Here is a 17,297-nt window from a genome sequence, read left to right as displayed (position 1 = left end):
AAAACATCAAAATTTTATGGCAGCAAAGAAACAACCAGGCTGGTTACACGTAGCGATTTCATGGGGAGCAAGTATTGTAATTATCGGAGCGTTATTTAAAATTCTCCACATTGGTGGAATTTTGGGTAACTACATGATCGGTCTTGGTCTTGGTGTAGAAGCATTTTTATTCTTTTTAACAGGATTTTTCCCGCCAGAGCCAGAACCAGCTTGGGAAAGAGTTTACCCTGAATTAAAAGCAGATTTTAAAGGAGAATTACCAACTGCATCAGCCAGACCAGTGGCAGCAACTGCATCGAATACAGCAGCTTTAGATAAAATGTTATCAGATGCTAAAATCGGTCCTGAATTGATTGAAAGCTTAGGATCTGGTTTACGTACTTTTGGTGATAAAGTGGCAACGATTTCTAATGTTGCAGATGCATCTACCGCAACCAACGAATTTACCGGCAAAATTAAAACAGCTTCAGCTGGTTTTGATAACTTAAGTGCATCTTTTGATAAAGCCACAGCTAATTTGAAAGCAATGGGCGAGAGCAGTGTAGATTCTCAGGCTTACCACGATCAGGTGAACAATTTAGCTAAGAATTTATCAGCTTTAAATGCAGTATATGAATTAGAATTGCAAGATTCCAGCGCGCATCTAAAATCGATGAATAAATTCTATTCGAACTTATCATTAACCATGCAAAACTTTAACGAATCGATGGAAGATTCGAAACAGTTTAAAGAAGAGGTGAATAAGTTGGCTAAAAACCTATCATCGCTTAATGCAATTTATGGCAATATGTTATCGGCTATGAACGGCCCACGTGTATAATTTGTTTAGTTTTTAATTTTTAAAGGAAAAGCTACATCAAACATGGCAGGCGGAAAAGAAACAACAAGGCAGCGGATGATCAATATCATGTATTTGGTATTGTTGGCTATGCTCGCCTTAAACGTATCAGATACCATTTTAGATGCATTCAAAAATATCAATGATAGTTTGGATACCTCTAAAAACAATGTAAATACAAGTATTAATCAGTTATTTTCTGCCTTCGAAAATTCGAAGTTGAAAGAAGAGCCAGCCCGTGCCCAGCCAATTTACGATAAGGCAAAACAAGCACAAAAGGCAGCTGATGACTTAAATAATTATATTGAAAGCATTAAAAAAGAATTTACCCAGGCAGGTGATGGAATTGATCCGGAAACTGAGGATTTGGTAAATAGATCAAATCAGGATATTGCACAGAATATCATGATCAATCAAAAGAAAGCGGATGAGTTAAAAAAGAGAATTAACGCCACGCGTGAAAAATTAATCTCTTTATTAGATCCTGCTGATAGGGCAAATGTATCATTCTCTCTTGAAGCTAAAGATCCGGCAAGAAAAAGAAAAGGTAACTGGCAGGAAACTTACTTTGGTGAGGGAACGCCATTAACTGCTGCAATGACGATTTTAACCAAACTGCAAACAGATACTAAAAATGCTGAAGCAGAGGTGGTTAAAAAATTATTCGGAAACATGGATAAAGCACAGGTTAATTTGGATCAGTTTGCGGCAGTGGCAGTAGCACCTACTTCTTATGTAATCCAGGGCCAGCCTTATACTGCTGAAGTATTTTTAACCGCTAGTGATTCGAGATCTACTCCTGATATTACCGTTAACGGAAGTAAATTATCGGTTAAAGATGGTAAGGGAACTTATAGCGGTGGTACCAGCAGTGTTGGTCAGTTTACCTGGGTAGGTACGGTTCGTGTTCGCCAAACTGATGGTCAGGTAAAGGAATACAAAACTCAACCACAAACTTATCAGGTAGCGAAACCATCTGCATCGGTTTCTTCAACAAAACTGAATGTAATTTATGCCGGTATTCCGAATCCATTTACGGTATCAGCAGCAGGTTTCCCATTAGAAAGTATTCGTGCTTCCATTTCTGGCGGTTCAATGTCTGGTGGTAACGGGAACTACAATGTTAACGTTCCGGGAAGCCTGGTTGGACAAGATGTTTCTATCAATGTATCAGCAAACAATGCTGGTAAAACTGTTAGTTTAGGCTCACAAAAATTCAGGGTTAAAGGAATTCCTACGCCGGTAGCTAAAGTTGGTGGCCGCGCTGGAGGAGATGTAGCTTCGGTACAGTTAAAAAGTGAAACTGAAATTGAGGCAGATCTTGACGATTTTCCTTTCGATGTGAAATTTAAGATACAACGTTATAAGTTAACAATTATCAAACCGCGTTCTGATGCTGTTACCATTCCAGGTAGCGGTGGAAGTTTCGCAGGTGCGGTTAAAGGTGCAATAAATTCGATTACACCAGGTACAAGAGTGTTTTTTGAAGATATTGTTTCGATAGGCCCAGATGGCCGTCAGAAAATTTTGCCTTCATTAGCGTTTAGCGTAAAATAAAAAGAAGATGAAAAGGATTTTAAGTATTGCTATTTTAGTGTTGTTAACCACATTTGCTTTTGCACAAAAAAAGCCTACCAGGTTAGCACCGAAGAAAGCTGCACCAGTAGTTGCCGCACCTCCTGTGGCAGATACGGTGAAAGCCCCTGTTAAAACAGCTAAAAAGAAACTTAAGGTACCACCTAAAGATGGTTTTTATGCCCGTAAGGACATTGACAGTACTGAAATGGTTCCTTTGGCAGATGTGAGAGAAGAGGATGTTTTTTATGCAAAACGGATCTGGAGAGAAATTGATTTACGTGATACGGTTAATTCGGCCTTAAAATCACCTAAATCTCGCCTGATTGATGTATTAATTGCAGCAATTAAGAAAGATGAACTAACAGCATACTCGCCAATTGACAGTGCATTGAATGAAGATGATGCGTTTCTTAATCCAATGTCGGCAGATTCTGCAGCCAAATCAGCTTTAGGAACAGCAGAGGTTTCGAACAATAAAACCGGAACGGTTACTACGGTAGTTAATGATTTTAACCCAGAGTTATTCTTAAAATTCAGAATTAAAGAAGACTGGATTTTTGATACCAAACGTTCTGTTTTCGAACCGCGTATTGTAGGTATTGCGCCATTAAAATACAATGAGGTTTCTAAACAATGGCAACCGGTATTTTGGGTGTACTATCCGGAGGCGAGGGAGATTTTAACGAAGAAACGTTTGATCAATACCAATAACGATGCTTCTTCATTGAGTTTCGATGATTTCTTTATCCGCCGCTTATTCAGCAGCTACATTGTAAAAGAGTCAAATCCTGGCGACAATAAGATCAGAGATATTATTACCGATCCCAGAGAAAGGTTGTACGAATCAGAAAGGATTAAAAAATCTGTTCTTGATTACGAACAAGGCCTTTGGGAATACTAAATATTACGAAAAAGCTCCGATTTTCATCGGAGCTTTTTTTGTTTATATCGTTTAGACTATATGGTAGAAATTGAGATTTCTCTTCAAAGAGAATGAGGATTAAAAGCGCTATTCCTGATTAAAATAAGCCTGAAGGGTGATGACCTGCTTTTTGTTCAATATTTCGGCCAGCTCTTTCTCGGTAGCTTCTTTAATTTTTTTAACCGATTTAAAGTGAGTGAGCAATTTATCAGCAGTAGTTTTACCAATACCTTCAATCTGTTCGAGTTCTGTTTTAAGTGTCCCCTGATCGCGTTTCTTGCGGTGGAAGGTAATCCCAAAGCGGTGGGCCTCATCACGGAGCTGTTGGATCACTTTCAAGGTTTCTGATTTTTTATCCAGATACAATGGATAGGAGTCGCCCGGGTAGAATAACTCTTCCAAGCGTTTGGCAATACCGATTACTGTGACTTTGTTTTCTATACCCAATAACTTTAAACTCTTCACGGCCGACGAAAGCTGCCCTTTACCGCCATCAATGATGATGAGTTGAGGCAAAGTCTGGTTTTCATCTAACATTCTCCTATAGCGACGGAAAACAGCTTCTTCCATGGTCGCGAAATCGTTAGGACCCTCTACCGTTTTCACATTAAAATGGCGGTAGTCTTTTTTTGATGGTTTTGCGTCTTTAAAAACAACGATTGCCGAAACCGGATATTTTCCCTGAAAGTTGGAGTTATCAAAGCATTCTATATGTTTTGGAAGCTGTGTTAAGCGCAGATCTTTCTGCATAGTCGTTAAAATACGATCGGTGCGTAAATCGGGGTTTAACTTTTCGTATTGATTGAGTTTCTCTTTTTTGAAAAACAATACATTCTTCTGCGAAAGTTCTAAGAGTTTTTTCTTTTCGCCCAGTTTGGGAACGGTAAATTTTAAACTTTCATCTTCTAACGAAGGCTCAAAAGGAACAATAATTTCTTTAGAGGTACTGTTGAATTTCGTTCTGAACTCTAACATGGCCAGGGTTAAAATCTCATCATCACTTTCGTCAAGCTGTTTTTTAACCTCGATGGTCTGCGTCTGGATAATCGTTCCGTTCATTACTTTCAGGTAATTCACAAAAGCATAACGTTCATCTGATGCAATACTGACCACATCCACATTGGTGATGGCGCTATTTACCACAGTCGATTTGCTCTGGTATTTCTCCAGTACTTCTAATCTCCTTGCATACTGATGCGCCAGTTCGAAGTTCAAATTTTCTGAAGCTGATTTGATGATTCCTTTAACATCACGGATAACATTTCCAATTTTGCCATTCAGGATTTCTTTGATTTCCCCTATATTTTTATCGTAGTCGGTTTCGGTCTGGTAATTTTGACAAGGGCCCTTACAATTGCCGATTTGATACTCCAAACAAACTTTAAATTTTCCTTCAGCGATATTTTTCTCTGTTAAAGGCAAAGTGCAGGTACGCAGCGGATAGGTTTCCTTAATCAGATCCAAAATAGTATGCATCATACCTATCGAGCCATAAGGGCCAAAATAGGTAGAGCCATCTTTAATCACTTTCCTTGTCCAGTAGATTCGGGGGTAATTCTCGTTTTTAACAATAATCCATGGATAAGTTTTGTCATCCTTTAGGTTGATGTTAAATTTTGGCTGATGTTTTTTAATTAAGCTGTTTTCAAGTAACCAGGCATCAATCTCTGTATCAACAATGGTAAAAGTAATTTTACGGATCTTGGATACCAGCACCCTTGTTTTGCCATTAAACTGGTTTCTGTCACTATTAAAATAAGAGCCCACACGGTTGCGCAGGTCTTTAGCCTTTCCAATATACATCAGCTTTCCATCAGCATCCCAATATTGGTAAACACCGGGTTTATGCGGAATTGCGGTTAATGCTGTTTTATGGTCGAAACTGCTCATGGGAAATTAAAGGAGCAAAAATTAGGTAATTTTTTAATAAAGAATAATGTTAGGCATAAAATCGAAATCTTTTTTGTTATAAGTAAACAATTCAATTTTATTTACAATAGCTGTTGCCCCAATGATTGCATCTGGTATTTGAAGATGATGACTTAGTTTGAAGTTTTCGATAAGTTCTACGGATTTCTGAGATATATAGTTGTCAAAATGGATAATATCGTAATACTTGATCTTTTTCTTCATCTGCGCTAGCTCTACTTTATTTCCCATGCCCTGCAAAAGTTCCATCGTCGTAATTGATGAGAGCAGAATGTTTTTGAAACCTATTTCTTCCAATATTTCGATGGTTGAGGTGTTACCATTGAATGCATGTATTAAAATATTAGTGTCACACAAAATCATAATTATTTTTTACGATCCCATGCTTTATCTCTTATATCTTCTATATTTCTTGGTGAGTCCTTCCATATACCAAAAAGTTCTTTAGGATTAAGTGCTTTATCGCCTTTTAATATATTGGACTTACTATCCTGCTGTGAAGAAATTATTTTAATATTTTCTAATTTCATAGTCTGAAATAAAGAAAGGAGTTTTTCCATCTCATCAAAATTTGATATTTCTAGTGTAACTCTCATATATTTCAATTTTCTATTACAAATTTAATATTTATCTCCAATAGTTTACCTGAAAACTTTTGGAATGACTATAGTACCTAGAATCCCAACTTCTCATCCAATTCGGTTGCGCCTTCTTCCTGTTGCTGGTATTGGTTACAATCGTAGGTGATGGAAACACCAGATTTTGGCGCCTCAAAATCAGCATGACTAATTTTTAAAGCCGGATTGGCATATACTCTTTTGATAAAACCTGCAAAAATTGGCAACGCGGTATTGGCACCTTCACCCTGGTTGGTGCTGATAAAATGGAATGCCCTATCTTCGCAGCCCGTCCAGATGCCGGTTACTAATTGAGGGGTAATGGCCATAAACCAACCGTCAGAGTTATTCTGCGTCGTTCCTGTTTTGGCTCCTACTGGTGCATTTACATGGTATTTATAATTTAATCTCGAACCGGTTCCGTTGGTGACTACACCTTTAAGCATCCTGGTCATTACATAGGCAACTTCCTCGCTCATAATTGGTTTTGGTATTTCCTTTTGAGAAAACAATACCACCCCGTTTTTATCTTCAATTCTTAATAAATAAATGGGTTTGGTATAGGTTCCCTTGTTTGCAAAAGCGCCATATGCCCCAACCATATTATAAATCGAAGAATCGAATGTTCCCAAACAAATGGATGGAAACGCCGGAACGTTAGGAATTCCCATTTTGGTCGCTAAGGTAGATACAGCAACCGGGCCAACCTGTTTCATTAAATAAGCGGTAACAAAATTTTGTGAGTAGGCCAGCGCCTTCTGCAAAGTGATATTGCCTGGTAAAGGTTTACCTGAGTTTCTTGGTGTCCATGGTTCTCCATAGCCATCTATCGTTACTGGTACGTTTGGTACGGTATAACATGGCGAATATCCATTTTCAATAGCTACGGCGTAAGTAAATGGTTTTGCAGTTGAGCCCACTTGTCTGGTTCCCATTTTAACCTGATCGTATTTAAAATGCTCGTAATTAATCCCGCCAACCCATGCTTTTACATGGCCATTGGTTGGATCCATCGTCATCATCGCATTGCGCAACAACATTTTGTAATAACGAACGGAGTCGATCGGTTTCATTACCGTATCAATATTACCTTTCCAGGTAAAAATGGTCATTTCTGTTTTGGTGTTAAAATCGTCTTTAATTTCATCGTCCGATTTACCTTCCAGTTTTAACGATTTGTAACGGTCAGAGCGTTTAATACCCTGTTCAATCTGTAAAGCTTTATCTTTAAAAGGGTTTCTGCCTTTCCAGCTGGCGATAAACTGCGCCTGTAGAATCTTCATATATTCTTTTTGCGCTTCTTCGGCGTATACCTGCATATCATAATTCAATGTGGTATAAATTTTCAAACCATCGCGGTCCAAATCGTAAGGTGTGCCATCGGGTTTGGTAATCGACTGCTCCTGAAAAATGGTTTTAATATCATTCTTCAATACCGAACGGAAGTAAGGTGCAATACCATCGTTAACGGTTGCGGCATTAAAATGCAGGTTTAAAGGTTTCTCTTTTTGCTCATCGAATTCCTGTTGGGTTAAGAGCTCAGATTTAACCATCATCGCCATTACGGTATTTCTACGGTCTCTCGAGCGCTCAGGATGACGTGTTGGTGAATACATGGTAATCCCTTTTTGCATGCCCACTAAAGTGGCTGCCTGTGTTAAGGTTAATTTATCGGGCGTGGTATTGAAATAAACCCTTGCTGCCGATTTAATGCCATAAGCCTGGTTACCAAAATCGACCGTATTTAAATACATGGTAATAATTTCTTCTTTGGTATAGTTCCGTTCTAATTTAACGGCAACTATCCACTCTTTAAACTTGGTTAATACCAGGGAGAAAAAATTCAGGTTCGATTCTCTTGGAAAAAGGTTTTTAGCCAATTGCTGCGTAATGGTACTCGCGCCTTGCTTTTTGCCGATTAAATTGTAACCGATGATGGTAAAAGTACGTTTAAAATCGATGCCCGAGTGTTCTTTAAAACGGGTATCTTCTGTTGCGATTAATCCATTAATTACATTTTCAGAAATTTCCTTATAAGTCACATTCGATCTGTTCTGAACAAAATAAGTACCTAAAGGCCGACCATCCTCGGCAATAATTTCTGAAGCCTGATTACTTTTAGGGTGTTCGATATCTCTGAAAGAAGGTAATGCACCAAAAAGCCCCAAACCGATCATCGAAATGAAAATCGCAAACAGGGCTATTCCCCCGATTAATATTTTCCAGATGATTAAACTGTATCTTTTTGTTTCTTGTGCAGAAAGGGACTTATTCATTTTGTATTGTTATTTTCCATTAATCTCCAGAATAGAAGATTTTGGATGCAAATTTATTAATTTTTTATAGAACAGGTTTTTCACCACCGGCTCAAATCATGCTCCTTATTTGTAATTGTCTTTTAAAAACTCCAGATACGCTTGAATACGTGAGCGATCTGTTAGTTTTTCGAAGTTTTCTTTACTGATGATAAAACCTTTATATAAGTTAGCCGGAACTTTCATAATGTTCTTTAATTGGCCTGTAATACTCGATTCGTAAAGTTTAGCATCTTCCAAATCAATAAAACTTGTAATGTAAATCAGCTGATCATTATCTAACTCTACCAATTTATGTTCCAAATCATTATCAGGATAATTGCCACGGTTAAATTGTCCTATTCCAAAACGCGATGAACTTAAGGTTAAAGTGGCATCCGCTACGTCGATCACATAATAGTATTCTTCTGATTTAGCTGCACTAAAAATGCTGGCCGGTTTAGTAGGATCAGCAGGTTTAACGTCAACAGGTTTGGCTACAGGAGCAGGCTCTGCCGTTTTTACGGTTGCATTATCGGTTACCAAAGGTTTTGTTGGAACGGCAATTGGGGTAGCCTGGCTTACAAAACGTGGTGCGTTGGCATCGAAATCAACCAGGGCAAGCGGCCTTTGTTTAAATTCCTCCAGGTTCGCTTCAATATATTTTAAATGATCGCGCACCAATGGCGTAATAATTTTATCGTTTGGATAAAGCGTGGTAATCTGGTTAAATTCGGTAAGCAAGGGATCAACTTTTGCTGTACGGCCAATGGCAATTGCTTTTAAATAAGCGTACTGCGGTGCAAGATCGTTGTTTGGAAAAGCAGTGATGTTATCGTTAGCCTGTTTTACTACAGTTGCATAATCTTTTTTCGCATAGGCATCAAAAGTCACATTGTAATTGTTGATGGCAATGTTCTCCATTTCAGTTTGTTTGGCCGAATAGGATGGATCTAAAATGTTTTTGGCAAAGTTAGATTCCGGGAATTTCGTAAGCACCAACTGTTTGTACTGATCTGATTTTACCTCATCTGTACCTTTATAATTAAGGTACAAACTGTAATAAATGGCAACTAAATGATTGTTATCAGGATATCTTTTAATCAGTTCCAGGTATATTTTGTTTGCTTCTGGTTTATCGTTCAGTTCCTGCTGATAAAAACTGGCGATTTCGAAATAAGCATCGATAATTTTCTGATCAGATGTGGCCAATAATGCCGGAGTAGTAGGAAGGCCATCTAAAAACTGTTTTTCTAATGAAGTTTGGTCTTGTGCAGCCTGATTGGTTTCTCCATTTGCGGGTTTTATTCCAGTGGCTACATTTCCGCCTGCCAAAACCTGATTGGTTTCCTGAGCAGAAGACCGGGTGCTTTGTCTCCAGTTATCTTCCAGTTGCCTGTTGCCCCAACGTTTCTTAAAATCGCCAAAGCCATTGCTAATCGCTGCATTATTATTAAAATAAAAAGTATTTCCGCCAATTTTGTTCGAGGCGTTTAACGATTGATTAGGAAAATCGGGGTCGTTTAAATACTGGTTACTGATTACTCCTCCGGTATTGCTCACCTCAACTTTTGGTGTTAAATAAGCTTTAACCTTTGCTTCACGCTCACCAGCAGGAAGTTTAGCTATAGCCTGGGCGGTATCTTCCTTTGCAATAATGGTATACCTGTCGGTCAAATATTTCAGGTTATCGGCTTTTTTAACAATGTTGTCGTAATCAGGAAAGTTTTTAGGCAAAATCATTACCGTACTATCGTAATACAACTTTGCTTTAATGTAGTTGTTAAATTCTTTAAAGTTTAAATCAGCAATTCTTAAGTACGACAGGGCTTTTTGGTTTTGGTTTCTGGTACTTTTTGCAACCGATTTTTGGTAATTTTCTTCCGCTTTTACAAAGTTTCCTTCTGCCGAAAAAAGTTCGCCAACCTGGTAGTAAATCTGGTCGGTATAATCGAAGTTTTTATCGTCTTTAAGTAACGCTAAAAGCTGTTCCTCTTTGTTCAGGTTTACGCCGCTTAATAATGCTTTTAATTTAATCCGGTTTAAATTGGCATGAAAATACATTTCAAAAGGGGCGTTGCTTTTTTCAACTTTGGTGAAGTTGGCATAAGCATCCTGAAGATTTTTTTCTTTTTCCTGCAACTGTGCAAGGATAAAGCGCCAGCGTATACGGAGCTGTTTTTCGGCTGGAAGTGCAATTGCCGACTCTAAAAACAGGATTGCTTCCTTATTGCGTTTCTGGTAAATGCGCATCTGTGCGGCAGTAGCCAAAGGTTCTGCCAGATCTTTTTTTAGCTCATCAGAAGCACGCAACATGGTGTCGAGAATTTTATCGGCCAGCACCATATTGTTTAATTGCATTTGGCTACGTACTTTCCAGTTCATAGCCATAATAAATGTTTTTAAATCGTTGTTATAGGTTTTAGCCGTATAATCAAAGTATTCTGACGCAATAAAATAGTTGCCTTTTAAGTAATTCGCCTTGCCTAAAAGCATATAGGCATCATCAATATAATTACTAAAACTTTTATCGTTTATAACGGTTTGTCCTTTGGTAATAACATCATCGAGCTGTTTATTGGCTACGCCTGGTGTAAGTACCAGATTAACCTGAGGCTCGGGATCAAGGTAAACAGGCAGGGTTTTTTCGTAATTATCTGCATAACTTTGTAACAGGCTCTCATTATACTCGGTTAGTAACACATTGGAGTTATAGATATAGTTATACCTTGCCGTTAAGTTTTGAAACCTGCGATCTACTGCTGTATCTTTATTTGCGACACAGCCATAAATAAGGAGGACACTTATAAGGATGAGGAAGGGATTTAAGTTTTTGTTAGCGTAATTTTTCAAGTATGATAAATCTCTTAGGTGGATATACAATAAACAATATATGTAGAAAAATATTTTATTTGGCAACAAATTTTAATTATTCAAAGTTAATTTAATTATTGCATTAAAAAATGGAAAATCCGAAAGAAGAAGATACAAAGAAAAAGGTAAATGCAGCCGCCAAATATTCTGCTATTGGCTTCCAAATGATTGCGACCATTGGCCTTCTTACTTTTATAGGTTACAAGATCGATGAGCACAGAAACAGCAAAACTAATTTAATTACTGCTGCTTTTGCTTTGGCAGGGGTGGGGATTGCATTATATCAGGCCATCAGGCAGGCGACTAAGCTGTAAGTTTTCAGTTGGCAGTTTCAATTGGCAGTTGGCAGTTAACAGTTTTCAGTTGGCAGTTTACGGTTCAGCCCTAGCTTCAGTTAACCAGTTAACCAATTCAACAGTTAAGCAATTAATCAACCTCATAATAATTCTGCTTTGCACTACTTAATGATACTAAAAAGCTTATCTTTGCCGGAGTTTTTATCTGCTAAGAAATTATACATTGACTCTAGCCAAATTTACCAGTATCTATTTCATTTTCGTAGGCCTATTAATAGGTGTAATTGCCGTTTTACCTGTCGTATTTCCTAATCAACAATTGTTCGTGAATAACTTTTGGGTGATGTTTGGCTTTTTGGCCGGCATAACTTACGTGGCTTATATGCTTGTTGATATCGGTATAAAACGTGATCCTGAAGTAGGTGTGATGGCTATTATGGGATCAATTGCAGTGAAGATGATTTTTTGTATGGCTTTTGTATTGATTTACAGTATAAAAGCGAAGGGAATTGGGCTAATATTTATGCTTAATTTTTTTTCTTTATATTTATTGTTTACGGCCTTTGAAATTTACTGTTTGTTACGTAACTTGCGCCACCAAAATTTAAAGTAAAAAACTGCCAATAAATGGATTGTAACCGAGTTTTTGTGTCTAAAGTTAAAAGGCTAACTATTGTTTTTACGCTTTTAATCGCGTTTTTATCTATCAAAATTGATACTTTCGCTCAGGTTGATAGCGCTGTTGTTCCTGTTGATAGCGTTGTAGCCGGATCTGCCGAAGCAGTTTCTGGTGAGCATGGCGCTGCTAACCATGGTAAAGAAAAATTCGAGCCAACTAAAGTGATCATGGAGCACATTGCTGATTCACACATGTGGCACCTTTGGGGACATACTTCATTGCCTCTTCCGGTAATTTTATATACAGCTAATGGTTTAGAGTTTTTCTCTTCTGGTCACTTTCATCATGGTGAACATGATTATAACGGTAAATACAACAACTATCGTTTAGAAGAAGACCACATTAAAGTGGTTGGTGCTGATGGAAAAATCGATGAGGAAGCGAGTAAATCTGTTTTAGATTTCTCAATTACTAAAAACGTTGCTGCAATGTTCGTTGCGATTTTTGTCATACTGGTAATATTTATTTCGGTGGCAGCTTCTTATCGCAAACGTGTAGGTAAAGCACCTAAAGGTTTACAATCTTTTATGGAGCCAATTATCATTTTCGTGAGAGACGATATTGCTAAACCAAACATCGGTCATAAATACGCTAAGTTTATGCCTTATTTATTGACGACGTTTTTCTTTATTTTATTCAACAACTTATTTGGTTTGATTCCAATTTTCCCGGGTGGCGCTAACGTTACCGGTAACATTGCCTTAACTTTTGTAATGGCTTTGGGAACTTTAATCATCGTTAATATTAATGGTAACAAATATTACTGGAAACACATCTTTAAACCAGATGTTCCTTTTTGGTTGTATCCGATTATGATTCCGGTAGAGTTAATTGGTATCATTTCTAAACCATTCGCTTTAATGGTTCGTTTGTTCGCAAACATTACTGCTGGTCACATTATCGTATTAAGTTTAATATCCTTAATTTTTATTTTCGAAACATTGGCTATTGCGCCGGTTTCTGTTGCATTCGTATTGTTTATGGATGTGTTAGAATTACTGGTGGCGTTTTTACAGGCCTTTATTTTTACATTATTAACTGCCTTATTTATTGGTATGGCAGTAGAAGAGCATCATTAACAGAAAACTATTTTTTACAAATTAATATAAATTAAATTAGTTATGGTAGGTTCAATCGCGGCAATTGGTGCCGGTTTAGCAGTAATCGGTGCAGGTATCGGTATCGGTCAAGTAGGTGGTAAAGCAATGGAAGGTATTGCTCGTCAACCAGAAGCTGCATCAAAAATTCAGACTGCAATGATTATCGCTGCTGCCCTTATTGAGGGTGCTGCTTTATTCGGTGTGGTAGTTGCATTATTAGGCTTAAACGGTTAATAATCACTGAAGAAATTAGGTTGGGTATTTAACGATTGGTTATTTACCCAGCCCTATTAAAAAGATTGTTTTTAAAAATTAGATAAAATGGAATTAGTAACCCCAAGCATAGGATTGGTTTTTTGGACGTCGTTAGCATTCATTTGCTTATTGATCTTACTTAGAAAATTTGCATGGAAACCTATTTTAGGTGCAATTCACGAACGTGAGCAAAGCATTGATGAGGCACTTAACAAAGCTGAATTGGCCAAACAAGAAATGGCTCGTTTAACCAGTCAGAATCAAGATTTGATGCAACAAGCTCGTGCAGAACGTGACGAAATTTTGAAGGAAGCTAAAACCTTAAAAGATGGTATCTTAAACGAAGCTAAAAAACAAGCTCAGGTTGAAGGTACTAAATTGATCGAGAAAGCTAAAATCGAAATCGAGAACCAAAAGAAAGCAGCTTTAGCTGAGGTTAAAGACCAGGTTTCTTCATTATCATTAGAAATTGCAGAACGTGTTTTACGTACGCAGTTAGATGATAAAGCTAAACAAGAAACTTTAGTAGCTAACTTGTTAAAAGACGTTGAATTAAACTAAGCGTATTGCGTAAAGCGATAGGCGTGTTAAACGCCAGCCGCTAAACGCCAACCCAAAAGATATGTCAGAAATTAAAGTTGCAAGCAGATACGCCAAATCATTAATAGACCTAGCCGTTGAAAACAATGCGCTGGAAGCATCTTATAATGATATGGTTTTGTTTGAAAAAGTGGTTGATGAAACTCCTGAACTAGAAGCAATATTAAAAAACCCGATTGTACCTTTAGATAAAAAAACAGGTATTTTGAACGGTATTTTTGCTGATAAAGTAAGTAAACTAACCATCTCATTTTTCAAGATCGTAGTTAACAAAGGCCGTTCGGCAATTTTATTTGCCACTGCAAAACAGTTCGTTCAACAATATAACTTAATTAAAGGTATTGTTACTGCTGATGTAACTACTGCAAGTGCATTAAGCCCTGCAGCTAAAGAGCAGATTGTTGCGATTGTAAAAAGAGAATTAAACGCCAACCAGGTTATTGTTAACGAAAAAATTAACGAAAAATTAATTGGTGGTTTTATATTGAAAGTTGGTGATAAGCAATTTGATGCAAGTATTGCCAGCGGTTTAAGTAAACTAAAAAAAGAATTTGCGCAGTAAGCGCGTGGCGATAAACGTATAGCGGAAAACGCCGTGCGCCAAACGCCAAATAGAAGAATTGCGATAAGCGGATGGCGAATAAATGCCAAGCGCCATGCGCTAAGCACTAAACATTTACAAAAAGATATAAAGTAAAATTATGGTAGAGGTAAGACCAGACGAAGTATCGGCAATTATCAGACAGCAATTGGCGGGCTTCAAATCAGAAACCGAACTGGAAGAAGTTGGTACCGTGTTGCAAGTGGGCGACGGTATTGCCCGTGTTTACGGTTTAACTAAAGTTCAATCGGGAGAATTAGTTGAATTTGCAAACGGCCTACAAGGTATTGTATTAAACCTTGAAGAAGATAACGTTGGTGTGGTACTTTTGGGTGCTTCAGACGAGATCAAAGAAGGTGATACGATTAAACGTACCAAAAAAATTGCCTCTATTAAAGTTGGTGAAGGTATGCTTGGCCGCGTAGTGAACACTTTAGGTGAGCCTTTAGATGGTAAAGGTCCAATCTTAGGTGAAACTTACGAAATGCCTTTAGAGCGTAAAGCACCAGGTGTAATTTATCGTCAGCCGGTAAATGAGCCTTTACAAACTGGTATTAAAGCAATCGATGCCATGATTCCAATCGGTCGTGGTCAGCGTGAGTTGGTTATTGGCGATCGTCAGATTGGTAAAACTGCCGTTTGTATCGATACCATTATCAACCAAAAAGAATTTTATGAAGCAGGCCAGCCTGTGTTCTGTATTTATGTTGCTATCGGTCAGAAAAACTCTACTGTAGCTAACATTGTACGTACATTAGAAGAAAACGGCGCTTTACCATATACAGTTGTTGTTGCTGCTTCGGCTGCAGATCCTGCGCCTATGCAGTTTTATGCTCCGTTTGCAGGTGCTGCAATTGGTGAGTTTTTCCGTGATACAGGTAGACCAGCTTTAATTGTTTATGATGATTTATCTAAACAAGCTGTAGCTTACCGTGAGGTATCTTTATTACTTCGTCGTCCACCGGGCCGTGAAGCTTATCCAGGTGACGTTTTCTACTTACACAGTCGTTTGTTAGAAAGAGCTGCAAAAATCAATGCTAACGATGATATCGCAAAAGCAATGAACGATTTACCAGAATCGATTAAGCATATCGTTAAAGGTGGTGGTTCATTAACAGCTTTACCAATTATCGAAACTCAGGCAGGTGACGTATCAGCTTATATCCCAACCAACGTAATTTCGATTACTGATGGCCAGATCTTCTTAGAGTCGAACTTGTTCAACTCAGGTATCCGTCCGGCAATTAACGTAGGTATCTCGGTATCACGTGTAGGTGGTAATGCGCAGATCAAATCGATGAAAAAAGTAGCAGGTACTTTAAAGTTAGATCAGGCTCAATACCGCGAGTTAGAGGCTTTCTCTAAATTCGGTTCTGACTTAGATGCGGCAACAAAATCGGTATTAGATAAAGGTGCACGTAACGTAGAAATGTTGAAACAAGCACAGTTCTCTCCATTTACAGTAGAGAAACAAGTGGCAATTGTTTACGCAGGTACTAAAAACTTAATGCGTAGTGTTCCGGTTAACAAGGTTAAAGAATTTGAAACTGAATTCTTAACTCAATTGGAATTACGTCATCCAGAAACTTTAGCTGCATTAAAAGCTGGTAAATTTGATGATAGCATTACTGGTGTTTTAGATACAGTAGCAAAAGAGATTTCAAGTAAATATTAAAAAGCTAAGCGCAGGGCGTAAAGCGTTTGTAACCCAAGCGCGCTACGCCCTACGCTCTTCGCACAAATAAAGAATGGCTAATTTAAAAGAAGTAAGAAACCGGATTGCATCGGTACAATCAACACAGCAGATTACCAAGGCTATGAAAATGGTTTCGGCAGCAAAGTTGAAACGTGCTACTAATGCAATTATCGCTTTACGTCCTTATGCAACTAAACTGAAAGAGATTTTAGGTAATCTATCGGCAAGTTTAGAAGGGTCTTCATCACCTTTTATCCAAGAGCGTGAGCCCAATAAGGTTTTAATTGTTACGGTATCATCAAACCGTGGTTTGGCTGGTGCTTTTAACATGAACGTAATTAAAGCGGCCAACAATTTAATTGCTGAAAAATATAGCGAACAGTTGAAAAACGGTAATGTGAGCATTATTTCTATCGGTAAGAAAACTCAAGATTTTTACGAAAAACGTAAATACAACGTTATTGGCAATAATAACGAAGTATACTCGGCTTTAACTTTCGAAAACGTAACTAAAATTACGGATGCGATTATGGCTGGTTTTATTAAAGGTGAGTTTGATAAAGTAGAAGTAGTTTATAACCGCTTTAGAAACGCAGCAGTACAATTTATTACTACGGAGCAGTTGTTGCCTTTACCTAAAGCAGAAGAAGCGCCAGCTGATCTAAAAACAGATAAGAAAACAACAAATGTTGACTATATCTTAGAGCCTTCTCAAGAAGAAATTGTAGAGCAGTTAATTCCTAAATCAATTAAAATTCAGTTATACAAAGCCGTATTAGATTCTCATGCTTCTGAGCACGGTGCCCGTATGACATCAATGGATAAAGCAACTGAAAATGCCGGAGAATTATTGAAAGCCTTAAAACTTTCATACAACCAGGCACGTCAGGCAGCAATTACAACTGAGTTAACTGAGATTGTAAGTGGTGCAGCAGCATTAAACGGATAAGATCAAGTCTAGAGTCGGAAGCCTTTAGTCAACAGTCAAAATTACCAAAGCCCATTTCTGAATTGAAAT

At 37.9% G+C, this 17,297-nt stretch carries 16 protein-coding genes; 11 read left to right on the top strand and 5 right to left on the bottom strand.

Annotated features, from left to right (window positions below):
- Positions 1-16 precede the first annotated feature (16 nt).
- The 3 genes from porL to porN are packed head-to-tail and all read left to right on the top strand — an operon-like array spanning position 17 to position 3,317.
- The gene (gene porL, locus AC04QZ_RS21620; RefSeq protein WP_086547946.1) at positions 17-820 is read left to right on the top strand and encodes a type IX secretion system motor protein PorL/GldL; all 804 of its coding nucleotides are present in this window, start codon (positions 17-19) and stop codon (positions 818-820) included.
- Between the two features lie 42 nt (positions 821-862).
- Complete coding sequence (porM, locus tag AC04QZ_RS21615; RefSeq protein ID WP_478359435.1) at positions 863-2,395, top strand: type IX secretion system motor protein PorM/GldM; 1,533 nt, start codon at positions 863-865, stop codon at positions 2,393-2,395.
- A 7-nt stretch (positions 2,396-2,402) separates the two neighbouring features.
- Complete coding sequence (gene porN / locus AC04QZ_RS21610; protein WP_086547944.1) at positions 2,403-3,317, top strand: type IX secretion system ring subunit PorN/GldN; 915 nt, start codon at positions 2,403-2,405, stop codon at positions 3,315-3,317.
- 108 nt (positions 3,318-3,425) lie between these two features.
- On the opposite strand, the gene uvrC is transcribed toward porN, so the two are convergent.
- From uvrC to porW, 5 genes are all read right to left on the bottom strand, one after another.
- A complete protein-coding gene (gene uvrC / locus AC04QZ_RS21605) occupies positions 3,426-5,228 on the bottom strand; it encodes an excinuclease ABC subunit UvrC (protein ID WP_478359434.1) in 1,803 nt (600 codons plus the stop codon).
- A gap of 33 nt (positions 5,229-5,261) precedes the next feature.
- Positions 5,262-5,630 carry a type II toxin-antitoxin system VapC family toxin gene (locus AC04QZ_RS21600; RefSeq protein ID WP_086547942.1) on the bottom strand — a complete coding sequence of 123 codons (369 nt, stop codon included), beginning with the start codon at positions 5,628-5,630 and terminating at the stop codon, positions 5,262-5,264.
- Between the two features lie 2 nt (positions 5,631-5,632).
- Positions 5,633-5,863, bottom strand: coding sequence for a hypothetical protein (locus AC04QZ_RS21595; protein WP_478359433.1), 231 nt, complete (start codon positions 5,861-5,863; stop codon positions 5,633-5,635).
- 77 nt (positions 5,864-5,940) lie between these two features.
- Positions 5,941-8,160, bottom strand: a complete 2,220-nt coding sequence (locus tag AC04QZ_RS21590) for a transglycosylase domain-containing protein (RefSeq protein ID WP_478359432.1) — start codon at positions 8,158-8,160, stop codon at positions 5,941-5,943.
- A gap of 105 nt (positions 8,161-8,265) precedes the next feature.
- Positions 8,266-11,031 carry a type IX secretion system periplasmic lipoprotein PorW/SprE gene (porW, locus tag AC04QZ_RS21585; protein ID WP_478359430.1) on the bottom strand — a complete coding sequence of 922 codons (2,766 nt, stop codon included), beginning with the start codon at positions 11,029-11,031 and terminating at the stop codon, positions 8,266-8,268.
- Between the two features lie 110 nt (positions 11,032-11,141).
- On the opposite strand from porW, the gene AC04QZ_RS21580 reads away from it, so the two are divergent.
- The 8 genes from AC04QZ_RS21580 to atpG all read left to right on the top strand — a co-directional run bounded on the left by AC04QZ_RS21580 (position 11,142) and on the right by atpG (position 17,228).
- Positions 11,142-11,366: an AtpZ/AtpI family protein gene (locus AC04QZ_RS21580; RefSeq protein ID WP_478359429.1), complete on the top strand. Its 225-nt coding sequence runs from the start codon at positions 11,142-11,144 to the stop codon at positions 11,364-11,366.
- A 325-nt stretch (positions 11,367-11,691) separates the two neighbouring features.
- Positions 11,692-11,961: a hypothetical protein gene (locus AC04QZ_RS21575; protein ID WP_478359428.1), complete on the top strand. Its 270-nt coding sequence runs from the start codon at positions 11,692-11,694 to the stop codon at positions 11,959-11,961.
- A 14-nt stretch (positions 11,962-11,975) separates the two neighbouring features.
- The gene (atpB, locus tag AC04QZ_RS21570) at positions 11,976-13,106 is read left to right on the top strand and encodes a F0F1 ATP synthase subunit A (RefSeq protein WP_086547937.1); all 1,131 of its coding nucleotides are present in this window, start codon (positions 11,976-11,978) and stop codon (positions 13,104-13,106) included.
- Positions 13,107-13,148: 42 nt separating this feature from the next.
- A complete protein-coding gene (atpE, locus tag AC04QZ_RS21565) occupies positions 13,149-13,361 on the top strand; it encodes an ATP synthase F0 subunit C (protein ID WP_025144011.1) in 213 nt (70 codons plus the stop codon).
- Positions 13,362-13,448: 87 nt separating this feature from the next.
- The gene (locus tag AC04QZ_RS21560) at positions 13,449-13,943 is read left to right on the top strand and encodes a F0F1 ATP synthase subunit B (RefSeq protein ID WP_478359427.1); all 495 of its coding nucleotides are present in this window, start codon (positions 13,449-13,451) and stop codon (positions 13,941-13,943) included.
- Between the two features lie 61 nt (positions 13,944-14,004).
- Positions 14,005-14,544, top strand: coding sequence for an ATP synthase F1 subunit delta (gene atpH, locus AC04QZ_RS21555; RefSeq protein ID WP_086547935.1), 540 nt, complete (start codon positions 14,005-14,007; stop codon positions 14,542-14,544).
- 139 nt (positions 14,545-14,683) lie between these two features.
- A complete protein-coding gene (gene atpA / locus AC04QZ_RS21550) occupies positions 14,684-16,258 on the top strand; it encodes a F0F1 ATP synthase subunit alpha (protein WP_055912900.1) in 1,575 nt (524 codons plus the stop codon).
- 73 nt (positions 16,259-16,331) lie between these two features.
- On the top strand, positions 16,332-17,228 hold the full coding sequence (gene atpG / locus AC04QZ_RS21545) for an ATP synthase F1 subunit gamma (protein ID WP_478359426.1): 897 nt from the start codon (positions 16,332-16,334) through the stop codon (positions 17,226-17,228).
- Positions 17,229-17,297 lie beyond the last annotated feature (69 nt).

The sequence above is a fragment of the Pedobacter folensis genome (assembly GCF_056490665.1).
Note: the sequence above shows the minus strand (reverse complement) of the source record. Positions and strands in the feature narration are given on the sequence as shown.